We start from the raw sequence: 19004 nt of genomic DNA, 5'->3' as shown, positions 1-19004 counted from the left end.
TTTTCAAACTATTAAAATGTACCTTATGCTGCCACTCGACGTCTTGCAAACCAAACTCCCGCTGCACCAACGACCAACATAGCTAATCCAATCAAGATATAGTTTAATGTGTTCGTTGCTGTTACAGGAAGCTTATTGCCTTTTTTCGTGTCGGAAGCGGGCTGTTTAACCGTAGGGTTTTTATCTTTACCGTCCCCCGGCTTCACCACAACTGGTGGGGTGTTTTCTTCTTCTTTTTCCTCGTTATCTTCTTCTTCATCTACAGGCTGTTCTTCAGCTGGTAATGTAGAAGCGTCAATTTCGAAGTAATCCATTTCCCAGCCACCTACATTAACCGGGACAATTGCAATGTTGTACAACGTATCAGCCATCAGATCAGTGAAAAGGTAGGACATATCAGTAGTAGTATCCACTATTTCTCCGTCTAAAAGGACTTGATAATGATCGACTTCGTCTGCCCACTCGTAAGTCCATTCTACCTCAATAGTACTGTCTGTAACATCTACTACTTCAAGGGTATAAGGGGAAGGACCGTGGAATTCGTCCTCAGTCAGATACACTGTCACACCAAGTTCTCTGAGTTGCTCTACAATCGCAAGTTCCGGAGAGCCCTCTTCAAACGTTAACCCTTCCATTCCAAAAAGAGTTACTTCCCACAGATAATCAAGTTCCAACAGGACGCTGATATCTGTGATGTTGGTGTGATGCAAGTACAGGGTTTCCAGGTCTGGCAACCCGCTTAAGTCTGAAATATCAGAGATAGGGTTTACTGACAAATCAAGATAACTAATATATAAGTCTTTTAAAGCACTGATATCTGTAATAAGGTTATCCGATAAATTTAGGGAATATAAAGATTCCATCCCTGCTAATGGAGAAAGGTCTTTTATTTCATTCCCGCTAACATCCAAGTCAAGCAAGTTCATTGCATGTTCAATGCCATCCAGCTTTTTTATACCCATCCAGGAAGCGTATAAGTATTCCAGTCTCTCCATATCGGACTGATAAATTTCACGATCAAGTTCTTGGAGACCTAGCTGTTGACGGATGGCTTCGTTCAAGCCATTGTCATGAATAGTAACAATATCACCCGTTGGTGGTGCAAGGGTCTGTGCCATATCAAAATTCTCATGAAGTAGAGTAGTTCCATCTTCATCGTACATCTCTACTTTGATGATGTAGTCATTTGACGGTTCAAGCCCCAAAATGGTCATTTCATTCATATAAGTTTCTTCATAAAGTACATCATTTACATACACCTTATAGAGGTATTCTTTCTCATAATCTTCTTCGTTCTCTGTGTAGTACCACCAGCCAAGAGAGATGCTTTGTTCCGTGGTGTGGTAGAATTCCAACTCAAATGGTTCGAAGTAGTCCTCTTCTAGAACGTCAACATATACACCGGCGTCAGCCCACGCATTAAATAGATCCCAAGCTGAAGATTCAGGAGAAAAGTCGACGTTAGTATCTGCTAACGTAATAAATGTTAGATTGAATAAATCTGTCAATGCAGAGATATCTGAAATCTGTGTATTGTGTAAAAAGAGACCTTCTAGATTGGTTAATCCAGCCAATGCATCAATTTTTGTAATAGGGTTGTTCCCTAAACCAAGAATATATAGATTGCTCAAATTGCTCAGTGGATTAACATTCGTCACATTGTTTTCTTCCACTTCCAGCATGAAAAGCTTTGTCAAGCCTGCAAGAGGAGAGAGGTCTTCAATGCTGTTGTCGTAAAGGAATAGAATTTCTAAATTAACTGCTCTTTCAAGCCCTTTAATGCTTGTAAGACCAAGAGAGCTAGCATCAAGCATTGTCAAGTGATGCATATCACTTTCGCGGATCTCCCTGTCCAGGTTCATCTGCGTTTGGATGGCAAGCGCGAGGTTTGCATCCTCAAATTTCACCACTTCACCTGATGGAGAAGGAAGTGTATTTATTTCCAATGTTTCTTCTAATAACAAATTATCGTTTTTATCTAATGCTTTCACCTTTACTTCATACAGCGTATCAGGTGTTAAATTTGTAAACTCATAATCTGATAATCTAGGACCACCTGAAGTAATCAAAGTCTCATTAAGGTAAAGCTCGTACTTGGCAATTCTTCCGAGGTTTCTATCTACGTGACCAAACCACATTACGGCAAAAGAATGTTCATTGACGAACATTTTTTCAAGGAACAGATAGGATTCCTCTTCTTCGCCACCGATTAAGCTGTTTATTAAAAGATTCTCTTTTTCTGAAGGAACAAAATTCACTTCAGATCCGTCTACCTCTTCTATGGTAGATTCGGTGTTTTCCTCTTCCTCAGTGGAAGGTGTAGGTTCTTCGGAAGGTACAGACTCTTCATCACTTGAAACAGTCCCGTTTTCTCCGTTCTCCTTGTTGCTTGCTTCTTCCTCTTCTGTGTCTACAGTAGGATCTGTAGAGTCAGATTCTTCTGTAGTGGTTGTACTTTCCACCAAATCCACTACCATTTTATTGCTCTCCAAAGCTTGTCCATTCAAGCTCCATACTACACCATACTCGATAGCTGTTGGGGTATCTACCTTGTCTGTATATGTATAGACTTTTGTGAATTCTGTAGCCTGATCAAATAATTCCACAGGGGCTACTTTAACTGCATTACCATTTTTCACTAATACAAAACTTTGTTCGTCGCTGCCTGATGAAGGTTCCTCTCTATGAGTCTCCCAAACTAAAACATTTCCATCCTCAGATGGCACTGCTTCCTTTAATAATACCTTTGACGTTCCTTCTTCGGTTCCTTCCGAATAGGCATGTGCAGCAGGACTTACTAATGAAAGTAGTAAGGTAAATACAACCATTACATTTAGCCAAAAACTCTTTTTCAACTAAAACAATCCCCCAGTTTAAAATATAGAAATTTACCCAACAGAAAGATTATACTACCAAAGTTCGTTTTAGAGAATTACTTTTTTATGTAATTTTATAGTAAAATATGGGTGTTTATTTAGAGGGTAAAAGTGGTTGAAGAGGAGGTAATATTAGGCCGGATTTTCATTTCACATCCAGTGAAATGAAAATCCGGCTCTCCTGTATATTAGTAACAGATTGGTGTAACCTTACTCCACGTTTAGGTTGCAGCAAGATCTTACTAATTCATGATGAATTTTAGTCTTTTACTTTACGTGTTTTTGATGAGCGCTTTACTTTCGGGTTTAACGAAAAATTGAACTGTTTGTTTGAACAGAAACGAGTTAACACGACAGAAGCTTTTTTTACCTGTTCATAAATAGTGATGGCAGATACATTTAGAATCAAACGATCATGATTATTAAACACTACCACACATCTCGTGGAGGAAATGGCTTCAACATGTGACAAATGGTGTAGAAATAGCCAGCAACAAGCGTCCTGATCAGGTGAATGTGTAGGAATGGCAATGATCCCTTCAGCCTGGTCAATAAGAATCGGCGTCTTTTGAATATAATTTGTAAAATGAATGGTGGCAATTCGACGACCGTCATAGGTACTGCTGTCATCTAAACAGCCACTATGCAAAATATCTCTCGCGGTGTCATCCGTCATATATTCTCCTTCAATATCCTTTATGTAGGTTTGATACTGAGGATGCCTATGTGCTTGCAACGCCATTGTTGTAAGGCTAATCTGATATTGGTAAATCACTTGAAACTCTTTCCCCATCGTTATCTAACTCCCTCCCATACCCCTAAATCAATAAATAAAACGCTTTCATAGTTATTATAAAATAAAATAGGTAATATTTACTATAGTTTTGGCGAAAAAAATGGAATTTTGTAGAAAAATAAAAAAGTACCTCCACTTCGAACGAAGAAGGGAAGGCACTTAGTAGGTGAGCTTGTTTTATTCTTTGTATCCGTTTGGATTATTTTTTTGCCATTTCCAAGAGTCTTGGCACATTTCATCAAGGCCTTTTTCAGCCTGCCAACCTAACTCTTCTTTTGCTTTGGTAGGATCTGCAAAACATTCTCCGATATCTCCGGGTCTTCTTGCCACAATTTTATATGGAACGTCTCTTTCAGAAGCTTTTTCAAACGCTTTTACCATTTCAAGAACACTATATCCATTGCCTGTTCCAAGGTTATATGCATTTACACCCTTGTCTGAAAGTACTTTTTCCAGTGCTTTTAGGTGCCCTTTCGCAAGATCCACCACATGGATATAATCTCGTACGCCGGTACCGTCTACGGTATCGTAATCGTTCCCGAATACCTGTAATTGCGGAAGCTTCCCAATTGCTACTTGTGTAATAAATGGCATTAAGTTGTTCGGAATACCATTTGGGTCTTCGCCAATCCGGCCGCTTTCATGTGCTCCAATCGGATTGAAGTAACGCAATAAGGAGATGCTCCAATCCGGGTCTGCCACCTGAAGGTCGCGCATAATCTGCTCAATCATCAGTTTAGTTTGCCCATATGGATTTGTTGCACTCAACGGGAATGACTCTGAGATTGGTACACTTTCAGGCAAACCGTAAACGGTCGCAGAAGAGCTGAACACAATATTTTTTACACCATGCTCCTGCATCACTTCACATAAATATAATGTACCGGTAATGTTATTGTGGTAATAGAATAGAGGCTTTTCCACAGACTCCCCAACAGCCTTTAAACCGGCAAAATGGATGACAGCCTCGATAGAATGCTCACGGAAAACTTTATCAAGGCTTTCTTTATCCAATAAATCGACCTCATGGAAAGCAAAATCCTTCCCGGTGATTTCTTTAACTCTATCCAATGAAACATGATTACTATTTGAGAAATTATCAACAATAACAATATCATATCCAGCATTTAATAACTCTACGCTTGTGTGGCTCCCGATATAACCGGCACCGCCTGTAACTAAAATCGCCATCTTATTTCCTCCAATTTCTCGAATTAAATTACCTGTTCTCTATTAATCATAATTGAAATCTATGTAGCTTTAAAGTAATAATATAGGAAATTGTGATTTCATGCATTATGAATAAAATGTGATAGAATAGAAAAAAACTATGAGATATTTCTCTTTACTAATAAAGGATGATTAAAAATGAGAGTGTTACATCTATCGTCGTACTATATAACAAACAAGCTGTATATGAATTTGTTCAAGCAATTGTCCACAAAGGGATTGGAGCAGGATGTTTTCATTCCTGTAAAAAGCAGCAACAGTATTGGCGTCAATCAATTGCCGTCAGACTATAAGACAGTCCATTATCATTACAAAAACATAGTCAAGCCACAGCATAAGATCATGTATTTTAATAAAATCAGTAAGCAAAAGAAAGAAATCGAGCAAGAAATTTTGTCCAAAAATGATATTGATATCATTCATGCACATACCATCTTCAGCGATGGAGGATCTGCTTACAAAATACATAAAAAATATAATATCGACTATGTAGTATCTGTTAGAAGTACAGATATTAACGCCTTTTATAAATATGGTTACCATCTTCGTCCCTTTATGTACAAAGTGCTTTTGAGTGCAAAGAATATTGTCTTTATTTCTAATGCCTATCAAAAAAAGGTCTTTGAGTTGTTACCCAAAAAGGTGTTAAATCAAATAAAGGACAAGTGCCTTATCATACCGAACGGAATAGACGATTATTGGCACGAGAATGCGCGCACGGAAGACAAACCGGCACCTGCAAAAAGATTAAAATTAGTTTTTGTCGGGATCTTGGATGAAAACAAGAATATCAAAACGGTCATAAAAACATGCGAAATGCTTAATTCACAAGGCATTGACACCACTTTGGAGGTCTTTGGGAGCGGACCGTTGGAACAAGAATGCAAAGACCTTACAAAGTCCCTGGGCTTACAACAAAAGGTCACCTTCCACGGCTATATAACAGATAAAAAAGTTATCGCCGCAACAATGGAACAATCGGATATCTTTGTCATGCCGTCCTTCAGGGAAACTTTCGGCCTGGTATATATTGAAGCCATGTCTAAAGGCTTGCCGGTCATCTATTCCAAAGGGGAAGGCTTAGACGGAATGTTTGAAGATGGAGCAGTGGGTTATGCAGTAGACCCAACTAGTGCAGCCAAAATAACCGATACAATCCAGACGATCTTGAATAACTATGAAAGTATTTCAAGCCGTTGTATAAAAGAGGCTAAACCTTTTAATTGGAATAATATTGGTGGCAAATATTACGAACTTTATAAATAAGATAGCCCCTGGAGTCGATCTCCAGGGGTTTTTTTTCATTACATAAAACGGCATTGTTATACCGGTATATTAATTATTATTACAATTTGGGTAACATAAGGAGAAATAATGTTTGGAATGTTACAATGAACAGTATTTGATTGGAGGCTCATCATGAAAAAGCAGATTTACGAAATATATTGGATAAGGGCTATTGCATGTCTAAGTGTAGTATTTATCCATTCCTTGACCAGAACGTACACACACTATGATGTGCCTGAGAGCACTGTTCAATTGTTGCAGACAATCCAAATTTTACTGATGTTTGCTACACCGATGTTTATTTTAATTTCAGAAATTATAAGCTCTAAAGTGTATCCGGATTCTTTACCTAAAAGCTTCTTTAAGAAAAGATTCCAGTTTTTATTGTTACCTTATTTATTAACACCATTTTTATATGGTTTATATCACTTAATAATAAAGAATGCTTCGATAGAAAAGGTAAAAGGAAACATATTGGATGATATTTTTCTTGGTGCCTGGCACGGATATTTCATTGTTATCATTTTGCAGTTTATGTTCATTCATTGGATATATATAAAATGGTTCAAAAATATATCCGCATGGGTTATGTTGTCTTTGACTTTCGCAATAAACACAGGATATCTATACGTAGCCAATTACCAAACAGAATGGTTGCCACAAGTGATGCAAGAATGGCTGCCATTTGTGAGGATGCCGTTCATTGGCTGGATTTTTTACTTTACAGTAGCATACTATGTGGGTAGATATTTAGCAGAGTTGAAAGAAAACCGAAAATGGGCGTTTCCTCTTTCTGTAGCGGCAACAGGAATTACAGGCTATTTAATGGTGAAAATCTTCACATCTGGAACGTATACGCTATTATCATCCGTTAGATTAGATATTATGTTTTATACAGTATCCTTATTTTTCGCACTGTTTTATTTGTTCTCATTCATTCCAAAAGTTCCAAGAGTAATTATGTTTATAAGTAAGTATTCCTTTCAAATATTTTTACTTCATTATTTATCGTTTAATTTGATCAATCTTGTACTGCCGGAAATGAACATAAAATGGTACGCCCTTTCTTTATTTTTATCAGGAGTATTAGGTTCCATTTTACTAGCACGAATCATTAATATTTTGCCGTTTGGAAAATATATTGTCGGACCTATTAGGAGTAAAAAAAGGGTTAGCTGATTAAGGTTTTTGGAACGGAGTAAGGATATAAGATGTGATATACTGCTTAATGACCAGTTAATTATTAACAGTTTTAAGGGAGTAGTAGGATGCAGTTTCAGATACACAAAAAAAAGATTGCGGTGGCGATAGTATCTTGGGGGCTTGTTGTTGGATGGATGGCATTGATTTTCTATCTTTCCTCTCAGCGAGGAGAACAATCGGCGGATTTGAGCGGGGGAATAACAGAGTGGGTGAACGAGGTTGTAGAACAAGTCGCACCTGATGCTGAATTTAAGATGGACGAAATCAGTTTCTTTGTTAGAAAAAATGCGCACTTTTTTGCTTATATGTCGCTTGCGTTGTTTACGTTGAATGCAATTAGAAGAAGTGGTTGGCGTGGCTCGTTGAGCATGGGAGCAGCTTTTATTATTTCTGTCCTATATGCCATCTCTGACGAAGTGCATCAGCTATTCGTTCCGGGCAGAAGCGGACAGGTGAGTGATGTGCTGCTCGATAGCACGGGTGCTTTGGCAGGAATAGCCTTGTATGCCATCATTAGTTACCTGTTTGACGGAAAACACAAAGCGAGGGAACTAACCTAACACAACTATTCGCATAAACCAAAAGCCGAAAAGAAGAAAGGATACCCCTGACTCTTTTCGGCTTTTTTTGTTTTCTTTAGTGCTTTAACGCACAGCGGGTCAGACCCCTATTTATCACTTTACATCTCTACCTTAATAAAGCTTTCCCTGCCGGTAAAGGACGGTGGAGAGTTTCATGACGGAGTGGATGTAGCAGTTTTGTCTTAGTGGGTGGGGGTCGCCGAAGAAGGCTGGCAGTATGGTGTTCATGGTGTTCTTCATTTTCTCGTGTAAGAGGTTGAAGACTTGTTCTTCGGTGTAGAATTGGGTTTCCCGACCTTGCATCCACTCAAAATATGATACGATGACCCCGCCTGCATTAGCCAGAATATCCGGGATGATAATGACGCCTTTGGCACTTAAATATTCGTCTGCTTCGCTTGTTACTGGCGCATTGGCGCCTTCGACAATAATTCGCGCTTTTATCTTTTCTTTATTGGCATCATGTATTTGATCTTCAAGTGCAGCTAAAATCAAAACGTCCACATCAAAATATAAGATGTCCCCGCGATCGCGAATGGTGGCTTTAATCTGTGCATCCTCTAATTGATTTTCTGTAGTTGGGAGGTCTCCGCCGTTGAGTGCGACAAACTTCACTAAAGATGGGATATCAAGACCATCCGAATTGTATAAAGTGACATTCCGATCACTAACTGCTACCACTTTATTTTGCAGATGCTGACATTGGTAAGCTTCTAACGCTGCAACCGATCCAACGTTCCCAAACCCCTGAACCGCAATTGTCAGCGGGCTTCCGTCATAGTCCAATGCCGTTTTAGCAAAAACATTCTCGTTGTTGGTCAAGAACTTACGCTGTTCTTTTAGGAAATCATGCAGCAAGTAACGGAAGGAAAAGTAGACGCCTTTTCCTGTTGCCTCACGGCGGCCGAGCGAACCTCCGTTTATCACACTCTTACCAGTAAAACTTCCTTTATATGGTTGACCAGGTCGGATGCTTTTGTACTCGGCCATCATCCAGTCCATCTCCCGTTCACCTGAACCCATATCCGGAGCAGGAATATCCTTATCGGGTCCAAGAATATCACTAAAATACTGGACGTACTTTTTGCAGATTAAATGAAGTTCCTTCACCGAAAAAGAACGGGGATCTATCACGATGCCGCCCTTGCCGCCACCATAAGGCACGTCGTGTAAGGCGTTTTTCAATGTCATTAAGGATGCAAGATTAATGACTTCTTCCTCGTTGACGGTTTCATGGAAGCGTATCCCTCCCTTATAAGGACCTAACGCATTGTTGTGCTGGACCCGGAAGGCGGGAATTCTGACAACGCTTCCATTTTCGAGCGCAATTCGCAGAAATGATTTATGTAGATGGTTCGGTGTAGAAAGGATCGCACCAAGGGAGGTAAAAGCCTGCTTCCTAGAATCTCCATCAAGCTCTGGCAAAAAAGCAGAATCCTCGAGCAACGCATCCAAAGACTCCTGTACAATCTTCCTCGTCTGACTAGCCATAACTACCACTCCTCATTATCAGTATATTTAAAAAGTATAACATACAACAAAAAGAAGAACCCCCGAGAAGGTTTAGCTCGGGGGTACTGGAAGAGAAAGAAGATTCTCTTTACTGCGTTGTTGCTTTAATGGATTGAGGGTCAGACCCCTCTTTATCTCGTTACCACTTCACCCTGTTAAACTCAACTTATTCGGTAGCCGTTGCGGCCGGCATTTTTGACGGTGTAGAGGGCTTGGTCGGCTTGGCGGAAGAGTTGTTGAACAGTTGTTCCGTTGGCCGGGTAGGTGGAGATCCCGATGGATGAGGTGGCGTGAATCTTGTGGCGGTGAATAGTATACGGCTTTCCTAAGGCTGTTAGGATTCGTTCGGCAACCCTATCGACCTGTGACATTTCCTCAATGCCGTGAAGCAAGATCACAAATTCATCTCCGCCTAATCTTGCAACAATATCGCCTTCTCTTACAGACATCACTAATCTTCTGGAGAATGCAATAAGCAGTTCGTCTCCAACTTCGTGTCCGTAAGTATCGTTTACTTCTTTTAAATGGTCGCAATCTAAGAAAAACAAAGCAAGAATGCGTTCATTTTTTTCCGCATCTTCAAGGGATTCTTCCAGTTTTTCTTCAAGTAACCTTCTATTCGGAAGCTCTGTAAGGCTATCATGATAGGCTTGAAAAGTAAGTTGTTCTTGCAACTTTTCTCTTTCTTTTTCAATGATTCTTTTTTCCGTTATGTCTTGTGCAATGATATATGTACCTTTTACAATGCCTTTTACGATAATAGGGACATTCGTAACGGATAAGTAAAGGTCATGTCCCTTAGAATCGGGGAATAATAACTCATAGTTTGTAACCTCGCCGCGGTTAGTCTTATCCAAGTCAAGATCAGGCACGGCCTTTTTTGCGTACTCCACAATATTAAATCCCATGATGACTTCGCTTGGAAAACCAGTAATAGTTAAACAAGCTTCATTGAAATTTTCAATAATCCCATCTTCATTTACCATACAAACGGCATTTTTATGATAGGAGAACAATGATTTATAGGCGTCATGGCTTTCTTCTAATTTTTCTTCGAGCTCTTTTAGATGCTGGATATTGCGATAGATCATGGAAATGGCGACAACATTGTTTTCTTCATTCAGGATAGGAGAATAGCTAACAGAAGTATGTATGGACATTCCTTCTTTTGTAAGCCTTACAGTCTCTTGGGAAGGAACGGACTGACCTTTCTTTAGAAGGGACAGCGTAACCAATGTTTGCGTTTTCAATCCTTTTGGAGTATTGGGGAATGATTCCCAGGATTGTCCTATTAGTTCGAATGAACTCCAGCCGAATTGTTGGACAAAGGCTTCATTCACTTTCAAGACTATTCCGTTCGTGTCGATGACAAGCATGGCATCCACTGTATTTGCCACCAACGATTCTAGGAAAATATAATCCTCTGCCTTCTTTTTTAAGTCACTTATATCTTTGGTAATAGCCAGTACAAATGTTTTTCCGTCATCCTCAATATATGTGAGGCTTGTTTCGGAGGCAGGAAGATCACTCACAAATAAGTTTAAATCTGAGTATGTTACAGACTGCTTTGACTCTATGCATTTTGTATAATTTTCGTCCAGTAAGGTAAAAACGGATTGAGGGAGAACATCTACCAAGCGTCTGCCTACCATTTCAATACCAAGCTTCTGTTGAGCAGAAGGGTTTACACTGGTGTACCATAGATCGTTCCTTTTCCACTCTACCAAAAAGACCATATCGGCCATCTGTTCAAAAAATAATGAGAATTGTTGTTTTATATTCATGATACTCCTACTTTTCAAATAAATAATTTCAAATACCATATTACCTCTATTATATCAGAATATTCAATGCATCATTAATAATTGTAAATTACTGTTTAAATTAAAATTTGGGGTCAGACCCCAGCAGGAATTTCCTCACCTCTGTCGAACCCCCACATCCTTCTGTCAATCCAGTACCCCTATCTTGTCAATTGAGTGACCCTGAAATGGGGTGGAAGCGTTTTATAATGTAGGAAAGCGTTTACAAAATAGGCGGTGAGTAACGATGGAGACTAAAATTGAACCTAAGGTGGATCCTGTTGTGCCGAATACTTCTGGCAGGACGAAGTTGCATGATGTGAAAGGCGATCCGAGAAGGAAAGCCAAGCTTAAGAGTATTTTAACGTACACGGCTTTTGTTGGCCCTGCACTTATCTTTTTCTTTGTCATCCAAATCATCCCGTTCCTCATGGGAATTTATTATTCTTTTACTTCTTGGAATGGTGTCAGTTCCGCCATCGAATGGGTGGGGCTTGATAACTACAAACGAATCTTCACAAATGATGAAGTATTCTTTAACTCTTTCATGTTCACAACAAAATTCATGTTCGCGGCAGTTATCATCAGTAACTTGATAGGCTTCGGCCTTGCGCTGTTATTAAACGCAGCACTAAAAACGAAAAACATACTCAGAACAGTCTTCTTCATCCCGAACGTCATCGGGGGACTATTGCTCGGATTCATCTGGCAGTTCATTTTCGTCAGAGGATTCGCGTCAGTCGGAGAACTTACAGGTCTTTCCTTCTTCAAACTGCCATGGCTTGGAGATGAAACAACTGCATTTTGGGGAATCGTTATTGTTTTCGCTTGGCAGATCAGCGGATACATGATGATCATCTATATTGCAGCCTTACAAGGGGTAGACAATTCCTTACTAGAAGCGGCTAGGATTGATGGGGCGAACAACTTCACCCTCATTACCAAAATCATTATTCCATTAATTTTACCGGCCTTCACGATCTGTTTCTTCCTGACAATCGCGATGGCATTCAAAATATTCGACCTGAACCTGAGCTTAACAGGCGGTGGGCCATTCAACTCGACACAATCTGTGGCGATCAATATTTATCAAGAAGCGTTCCAGAACAACCGATATGGCCTTGGAACGGCAAAAGCAATCATCTTCTTTGTAGTCGTCGCGATCTTCACGACATTCCAAGTAATGGCAACAAAGAAAAGGGAGGTTGAGGCATAATGGATCAAAAGTATACGAAAAGAACCTTTGTGCTTGAGATTATCGGCATCTTAATAGCGATTATCTTCCTCATTCCCTTTTACTTTGTCATCATAAATTCAGTAAAAAGTTTTAGTGAAATACTGATTGACGCGGCAGCATTGCCGACAGAAATACTTTTTAGCAACTATGCAAAAGTGTGGGAAATCATTCAATTCCCGCGTGCCTTCTGGAACTCACTGATCATCACGGTTCTCAGCAACATCGGAATTGTTGTCATCAGTTCGATGGCTGCGTGGAAAATGGTCCGCACTCCCGGAAAGTTTAGTAAAATATTATTTGTCATCATTGTTTCTGCGATGGTCATCCCGTTCCAAACGGTTATGATCCCATTGATGAAGCTAGGTGGCGCACTAAACCTTATCAATAGCATCCCTGGAATCGTCATCATGTACTTCGGTTTTGGCGTACCACTTTCTCTTTTCCTTTACCACGGATTTGTGAAAACTGTCCCGTTGGAAATTGAGGAAGCAGCGCGAATTGATGGTTGCAGCCAGTTTGGGGTATTTTGGAGGATTGTATTCCCGCTACTCAAGCCAATTACGGTTACAGTGGTTATCCTTAATACACTTTGGATTTGGAACGATTATCTTCTCCCGCTACTTGTTCTGCAGACAGCAGAGCTTAGAACGATTCCGCTTGCAACAAGCTCGTTCTTTGCGCAGTACACAAAGCAATGGGATATGGGGCTTGCAGCATTAATGCTGGGTATCGCGCCAATCATCATTTTCTTCCTATTTTTACAAAGGCACATCATCAAGGGGATTGCCGCAGGTTCTGTTAAGTAAACTTAGCATGGGCCGCATCCTTTATGTGGCCACTGTCAAGTTACTATAAAATTTTTCATTTAAAACAAGGGGGGCAATTCAATGAAACGCTTAGTACTTCTTTTATTATCATTGTCGTTGGTTGTAGGTATTTTTGCAGGCTGCTCTAGCGATAATTCATCAGGCAACAGTAACAACAACTCCGGGGATGGAGATCAAGTTACGCTTAATCTTTTCCAATTTAAAGTGGAAATCGCTGACCAGTTAGCGGAAATGATCAAAGAATTTGAAGCTGAACATCCGAACATTAAAGTGAAGCTTGAAACAGTTGGTGGAGGAGCAGATTACGGTGCAGCTCTAAAAGCAAAATTCGCTTCTGGTGAACAACCGGATATCTTTAACAACGGTGGATTCAAAGAGCTTGAACTTTGGAAAGAGCATCTGGCTGACCTTTCTGAAGAGCCTTGGGCAGAGCACGTTCTTCCAATCGGGAAAGTACCAATGACAGATCCAGCAGACGGAAAGCTTTACGGAATGCCTGTAAACCTTGAAGGATATGGATTCATCTATAACAAAGATCTTTTTGAGGAAGCTGGTATTACAGAACCTCCTACTAATATTACAGAATTGAAAGCTGCTGCTGAAAAATTAGAAGCGGCAGGCATCACACCTTTCTCTGCTGGATATGCAGAATGGTGGGTTATCGGGCAACATTTACTTAACATTCCATTTGCTCAACAAGAAGACCCTGAAGCGTTCATCGCTGGTCTATATGACGGAACAGAGAAAATCGTTGGCAACAAACATTTCGAAGACTTCAAAGAAGTTCTTGATGCGGAGATCAACTTTGGTAACGACAACCCATTAACAACGGACTACAACACACAAGTTACACAATTCGCGAGCGGCCAAACTGCCATGCTTCAACAAGGTAACTGGACGGAAAACATGATCTATGAAGTAGATCCAGACATGAACATGGGCTTCCTTCCTATCCCAATCAATGATGATGCAAGTGCAGACAGCCTTCCTGTTGGGGTTCCTAACAACTGGGCTATCAACAAAAACTCTGAAAATATCGAAGAGGCAAAAACATTCTTAAACTGGATGGTGTCCTCTGAAACTGGTCAACGCTACATCACAGAAGAGTTCGCCTTCATCCCGGCATTCGATAACATCGAGCCAGCTGGACTTGGTGACCTTGGTCAATCTATCCTTGAGTACTCTACAGCGGAAAAAACGGTTCCTTGGACTTGGTTCATGTGGCCGGATGGAGCAAACAAAGAGTTTGCAGCAACGATCCAAGAATACGCTGCTGGAAGAATCGACTATGACACAGTCCTAGAGCGCTTCCAAACGACATGGGATAACCTAAAATAATCACTATTTCTAAAAAGCATGTCTCCTAGCAGGCATGCTTTTCTGGTATAATTAAAAGAAAGATTTGTATGAAAAAGTAGTTTAGCAGTTACTCTGAACTGTTGATCTCCGTTCCAGGCGCTTCGCTTTTCTGCGGCCGGTCCGGGAGCCTCCTCGGCAAGCCTGCGGGGTCTCCCCTGTCCCTTCCTCCCGCGGAAGTCTGCGCGCCTTCTACTCCGATCAACGTGGTATTTGAAGTAATATAGAAAATAATACATCTAGTTACCATAGACTTCCCCTGTTGGCTGAAGTGCAAGGTGTGAGACTCCTGCGGGGGGAAACGGTTGGTTGAGACCCCGCAGGCTAAGCCGAGGAGGCTCAAGCATCGTCCCGCGGAAAGCGAACACCTGGAACGTAAGGAAACAGGGAGTATATGAGATTCTTAAAATGTAAGCGCTTCGGAGGTGATGGATCATGTTTAAAAAGAGCATACGCAACAAACTGATCGCACTCCTTTTAATCATCACGATCCTCCCATTCGGAACGTCGATCATCATTACATACTACCAAACAAAAGAAGCATTCAAAGACCTCGTCGTCCAAGAAAACAGCAACCTTCTCTACCAAGGGAAAATAAATCTCGAAAGCTATCTGGAAGAACTCAATAATCTCACTCTATCACTCTACAACAATCCCGATTTCATCAACTACATGAGGGCACCTGACAAAGAAGATAACTATTTGACGATAGGGATTGTCAGAAACGTGCTGCAAACCATTCTATACGCGGAAGAAAACATTACGAGGGTTCAGATTTCTTTTGCAGAAGAAAATAGAGGGATCACCGCCTCCAAACGGTCCACTGTCGTCTTCTCTGACCGCATTTCCAATGCCTACGAAGACGCATATAAACGGGCACAACTCAGTCCTTACAACTACAATATTGACACCACCCAGCTTCAAGAGGGGCGGAATGTTTTATACGTTCACAGAGCTTTGACGAACGTCCCGTCAGACAATGTGCTAGCTTTTATCACCCTTGAAGTGGGAACCGAAAAAATACTGGAGTTAAGTGAAAACCTCTACAACAAGGAAAATGAAGAATTTTTCATCCTGTCTGCAACAGGTGAGTTAATCTATAGCTCAAATCCAATGGTCGCCTCTAAAAAGGAAGAGCAACAATGGATTCCTGAGATAATGAGATCTGAAGCAACACAAGGTACGATGGAATGGGACAACGGGCAATTCCAGGGCGTCATGATGTATGACCAGACTGAGCTTGCAGTAGGGGGGTGGATCTTGGTAAAAAGGGTTCCTTACACAACGCTGTATGACAATGCCTTCGTTGTGACGAAAATCAACATCCTCTTTGGAGTCATTGGTTTGTGCTTGGTCATTTTGGCTTCGTTAATTGTTTCTTTTAAAATTACGTCTCCTATCAGGGTGCTGCTCCAAAACATCCAACAGGTAAAAGAGGGGAATATGAATGTGCAGTTCCCGTCACTTGGAAATGATGAGATTGGTATTTTAGGATATCGTTTTAAACAGATGATGGAACGAATCAATCTCCTGATCAATAGAGAATACAAGTTAGAGATTGAAAATAAAACGAACCAGTTAAAGGTGCTTCAATCACAGCTCAATCCGCATTTTTTATATAATGCCCTGCAGTCCATTGGAACGCTGGCCTTGAAAAATAATGTCCCGCAAATCTATACTCTCCTGACCCACCTCTCCAAAATTATGAGATATGGGATGAATATGGAGGAGGATATGGTACCGTTGAAAAAAGAAATCAACTATTTAAAGGCATTTCTTTTACTGCAAAAGGAGCGGTTTGGAGAGAACTTTGAATATGAGATGGAAATAGAAGAGGAAGCGTTGGACGTAGAGGTTCCAAAAATGATTCTTCAACCGATTATCGAGAACTATTTCAAGCATGGATTTGATATCCGAGAAGGTGTCGGCAAGATTGAAATCTATGGGAAAATAGTCGATGAATACCTTCATCTTACACTACGGGATAATGGTGTCGGAGTGAGTGAGAGCAGATTGACGGAAATTTACCGCTTGTTGACGGAAGGGAAACCAGCTTCAGATGTAGAAGAAACTAATATAGGATTGAAAAATATTTATACACGCTTGCAACTATACTACAATAACTTGGCAGCGCTTCATTTGGAAAATCATCATGACGGTGGTTTTATGGTGACATTGAAGCTTCCGCTCGGGGTTGGGGGTGATGAGAGTGAAAGCAATCATCGTGGATGATGAAAAGCATGTGCGGGACGGGCTGCAGCTGTTGGCCAATTGGAAGGAAAACGGGATTGATACCATCTATGAAGCAGAGGACGGGGACGAGGCGATCATGCTCATCAAGCAGCATCGCCCTGAAATTATTTTCACCGATATGGCTATGCCAAAAAAGGATGGAATCAGTCTGCTTAAATGGATTGCAGAATCAGACTTGCCTAGCGTGACCATTGTGGTTAGTGGGTACGATGATTACACGTTTATGCGAAATGCCATTACTTATAAAAGTTTTGATTACATTTTGAAGCCCATTGATCCGGAGCTATTAAATGAGACGTTAGAACGGGCAGTGAAAAAATGGAAAGAGGAAGCCTTGGTCAAGAGGACGTTGGGTTCTGTGAGCAATGTGGAAACGATTCCTGTTCGTTCATCAGAATCTGCTTCTATCTCCAGTATGGAAAAGATTGAGGAATTTCTTCGGGGCAACTATCAACAGGACATCACCCTTCAGGAGATTGCCGACCGTTTTTACTTGAGCCGGGAGCATATTTCACGCAAGTTCAAGCAAGAATATCATGAAACCATTACCGATTATGTAACGCGGATCCGGATGGAGAAGGCGAAGGAACTGCTGGCAAATCCGAATTTGAAAATTTACGAGATTGCGTATCACATTGGTTATCAGAATGAGAAGTATTTCAGCAAAGTATATAAGAAGTTTTTTGGCGTGACGCCAAATGAGTATAGAGGTAGTTTAATAAAATAGTCACACCGCTGTTGCTGCTTTCCGCACTGGGCTTCGCTTTCCTGCGGGCGGTCCGGGAGCCTCCTCGGCAAGCCTTCGGGGTCTCCCCTGTCCCTTCCTCCCGCGGGAGTCTTCGCCCTGTGCTCCAAGCAACAGCTAGAGTATCTATAGGGATTACAATTTTTATTAAAACAATACATATAAATGAGGTGTAGATATGAGTCAGTTACGAATGGGAATTATCGGAGTTGGGGGTATTGCGCAGAATCGTCATATCCCGACTTTTTTGAAGATGCAAGAGAAAGTGAAAATCACAGCAATAAGTGATGTGAATGAAGAGACGGCAAGGATGGTAGGGGAGAAATTTGGTATTGCCAATGTGCATGCCCATTATGCGGATATGTTTGAGCATGTGGATGCGGTGACCATTTGTACGCCAAACAAGTTCCATGCTGAGATTACGATTGCGGCGTTAGAAGCAGGTCTGCATGTGTTTTGTGAAAAGCCGATGGCAATGCGACCGGATGAATGTGAAGCAATGATTGCTGCGGCTGAAAAATCAGGCAAACAGCTTGCGATTGCGTACCATTACCGATTTATGAAAGAATCGGTTGCAGCAAAACGTTTGGTGGATGCGGATGAAATCGGTCGTCCTATTGTGGCAAGAGCCAAGGGTATGCGCCGCCGTAAGGTACCAGGATGGGGTGTATTCACGAACAAGGAGCTGCAGGGCGGAGGAAGCTTGATTGATTATGGCTGTCATCTGTTGGATTTATCCTTGTGGTTGCTTGGAAATCCAAAGCCTGTGGAAGTGATGGGAACTACTTATAATGAGTTAAGTAAAATCCCAGGGCAGGTGAACCAATGGGGGAGCTTTGATCATGAAACGTTTGAAGTGGATGATCACGTAACAGCCTATATCAAATTTGAAGGCGGAGCTTCGTTGCAGTTTGAAACATCCTGGTCTGCCAATGTAAAAGGAGACGAGGAGAGTGTAAGTATCTCCGGAATTAGCGGCGGGGTGGACCTGTTTCCATTCCACGTCAACCAGATGAAGCACGGCATGCTGCTGAACACAGAAGCAGACTGGGTGCCAGGCGAAGACGACCCAAGTCTCCCGCAAGCTGAAAACTTCGTAAACAGCTGCCTCGGACACGAAGAACTAATCGTCAAACCACAACAAGCCATGCAAGTCTCCCTCATCATCGACGCCATCTACCGCAGCAGCGAAAGCGGAAAAAGTGTGAGTCTATAATAGGAGGGGGAAGAGGGGTTTCGACGTCGAAGGGGAAAATCCTTTGAGGGTCTGACCCCTTTTCGAAATAAAAAGCAGAGCAA

General features: G+C 41.2%; 14 protein-coding genes. 9 read left to right on the top strand and 5 right to left on the bottom strand.

What is annotated here, in order from left to right; all coding sequences use genetic code 11:
* Positions 1 to 23: 23 nt before the first annotated feature.
* The 3 genes from K7887_RS20020 to galE all read right to left on the bottom strand — a co-directional run bounded on the left by K7887_RS20020 (position 24) and on the right by galE (position 4863).
* Positions 24 to 2855 (bottom strand): leucine-rich repeat domain-containing protein, encoded by a 2832-nt coding sequence (locus tag K7887_RS20020; protein ID WP_223491364.1) that lies wholly within the window; start codon positions 2853 to 2855, stop codon positions 24 to 26.
* A gap of 280 nt (positions 2856 to 3135) precedes the next feature.
* Positions 3136 to 3669 carry a competence protein ComK gene (locus tag K7887_RS20015; protein WP_223491363.1) on the bottom strand — a complete coding sequence of 178 codons (534 nt, stop codon included), beginning with the start codon at positions 3667 to 3669 and terminating at the stop codon, positions 3136 to 3138.
* Positions 3670 to 3849: 180 nt separating this feature from the next.
* Positions 3850 to 4863: a UDP-glucose 4-epimerase GalE gene (gene galE, locus K7887_RS20010; protein WP_223491362.1), complete on the bottom strand. Its 1014-nt coding sequence runs from the start codon at positions 4861 to 4863 to the stop codon at positions 3850 to 3852.
* 177 nt (positions 4864 to 5040) lie between these two features.
* On the opposite strand from galE, the gene K7887_RS20005 reads away from it, so the two are divergent.
* From K7887_RS20005 to K7887_RS19995, 3 genes are all read left to right on the top strand, one after another.
* A complete protein-coding gene (locus tag K7887_RS20005) occupies positions 5041 to 6168 on the top strand; it encodes a glycosyltransferase (RefSeq protein WP_223491361.1) in 1128 nt (375 codons plus the stop codon).
* A gap of 153 nt (positions 6169 to 6321) precedes the next feature.
* Entirely contained in the window at positions 6322 to 7368 is a 1047-nt protein-coding gene (locus K7887_RS20000) for an acyltransferase family protein (protein ID WP_223491360.1), read from the top strand.
* Positions 7369 to 7457: 89 nt separating this feature from the next.
* Positions 7458 to 7952: a VanZ family protein gene (locus K7887_RS19995; RefSeq protein ID WP_223491359.1), complete on the top strand. Its 495-nt coding sequence runs from the start codon at positions 7458 to 7460 to the stop codon at positions 7950 to 7952.
* A gap of 132 nt (positions 7953 to 8084) precedes the next feature.
* Here K7887_RS19995 and K7887_RS19990 read toward each other — a convergent pair whose 3' ends face one another.
* Both K7887_RS19990 and K7887_RS19985 read right to left on the bottom strand, forming a co-directional pair.
* A complete protein-coding gene (locus K7887_RS19990; RefSeq protein WP_223491358.1) occupies positions 8085 to 9464 on the bottom strand; it encodes a Glu/Leu/Phe/Val family dehydrogenase in 1380 nt (459 codons plus the stop codon).
* A gap of 182 nt (positions 9465 to 9646) precedes the next feature.
* Positions 9647 to 11269 (bottom strand): diguanylate cyclase domain-containing protein, encoded by a 1623-nt coding sequence (locus tag K7887_RS19985; protein ID WP_223491357.1) that lies wholly within the window; start codon positions 11267 to 11269, stop codon positions 9647 to 9649.
* Positions 11270 to 11534: 265 nt separating this feature from the next.
* Between K7887_RS19985 and K7887_RS19980 the strand changes: the two genes are divergently transcribed.
* The 6 genes from K7887_RS19980 (at position 11535) to K7887_RS19955 (ending at position 18921) form a co-directional block, all read left to right on the top strand.
* Positions 11535 to 12503 carry a carbohydrate ABC transporter permease gene (locus K7887_RS19980; RefSeq protein WP_223491356.1) on the top strand — a complete coding sequence of 323 codons (969 nt, stop codon included), beginning with the start codon at positions 11535 to 11537 and terminating at the stop codon, positions 12501 to 12503.
* The gene (locus K7887_RS19975) at positions 12503 to 13330 is read left to right on the top strand and encodes a carbohydrate ABC transporter permease (RefSeq protein ID WP_223491355.1); all 828 of its coding nucleotides are present in this window, start codon (positions 12503 to 12505) and stop codon (positions 13328 to 13330) included. Before K7887_RS19980 ends, K7887_RS19975 begins: the two co-directional genes overlap by 1 nt.
* An 81-nt stretch (positions 13331 to 13411) precedes the next feature.
* Positions 13412 to 14689: an ABC transporter substrate-binding protein gene (locus K7887_RS19970; protein ID WP_223491354.1), complete on the top strand. Its 1278-nt coding sequence runs from the start codon at positions 13412 to 13414 to the stop codon at positions 14687 to 14689.
* A gap of 453 nt (positions 14690 to 15142) precedes the next feature.
* A complete protein-coding gene (locus K7887_RS19965; protein WP_223491353.1) occupies positions 15143 to 16939 on the top strand; it encodes a sensor histidine kinase in 1797 nt (598 codons plus the stop codon).
* Positions 16917 to 17687 carry a response regulator transcription factor gene (locus tag K7887_RS19960; protein WP_223491352.1) on the top strand — a complete coding sequence of 257 codons (771 nt, stop codon included), beginning with the start codon at positions 16917 to 16919 and terminating at the stop codon, positions 17685 to 17687. Before K7887_RS19965 ends, K7887_RS19960 begins: the two co-directional genes overlap by 23 nt.
* A gap of 196 nt (positions 17688 to 17883) precedes the next feature.
* Entirely contained in the window at positions 17884 to 18921 is a 1038-nt protein-coding gene (locus K7887_RS19955) for a Gfo/Idh/MocA family protein (RefSeq protein ID WP_223491351.1), read from the top strand.
* Positions 18922 to 19004: the final 83 nt, after the last annotated feature.

This window comes from Sutcliffiella horikoshii (assembly GCF_019931755.1).
Classification (GTDB): Bacteria; Bacillota; Bacilli; order Bacillales; family Bacillaceae_I; genus Sutcliffiella_A; species Sutcliffiella_A horikoshii_E.
The sequence above is the reverse complement of the archived record's forward strand: the minus strand, read 5'-3'. Positions and strand labels throughout refer to the sequence as shown.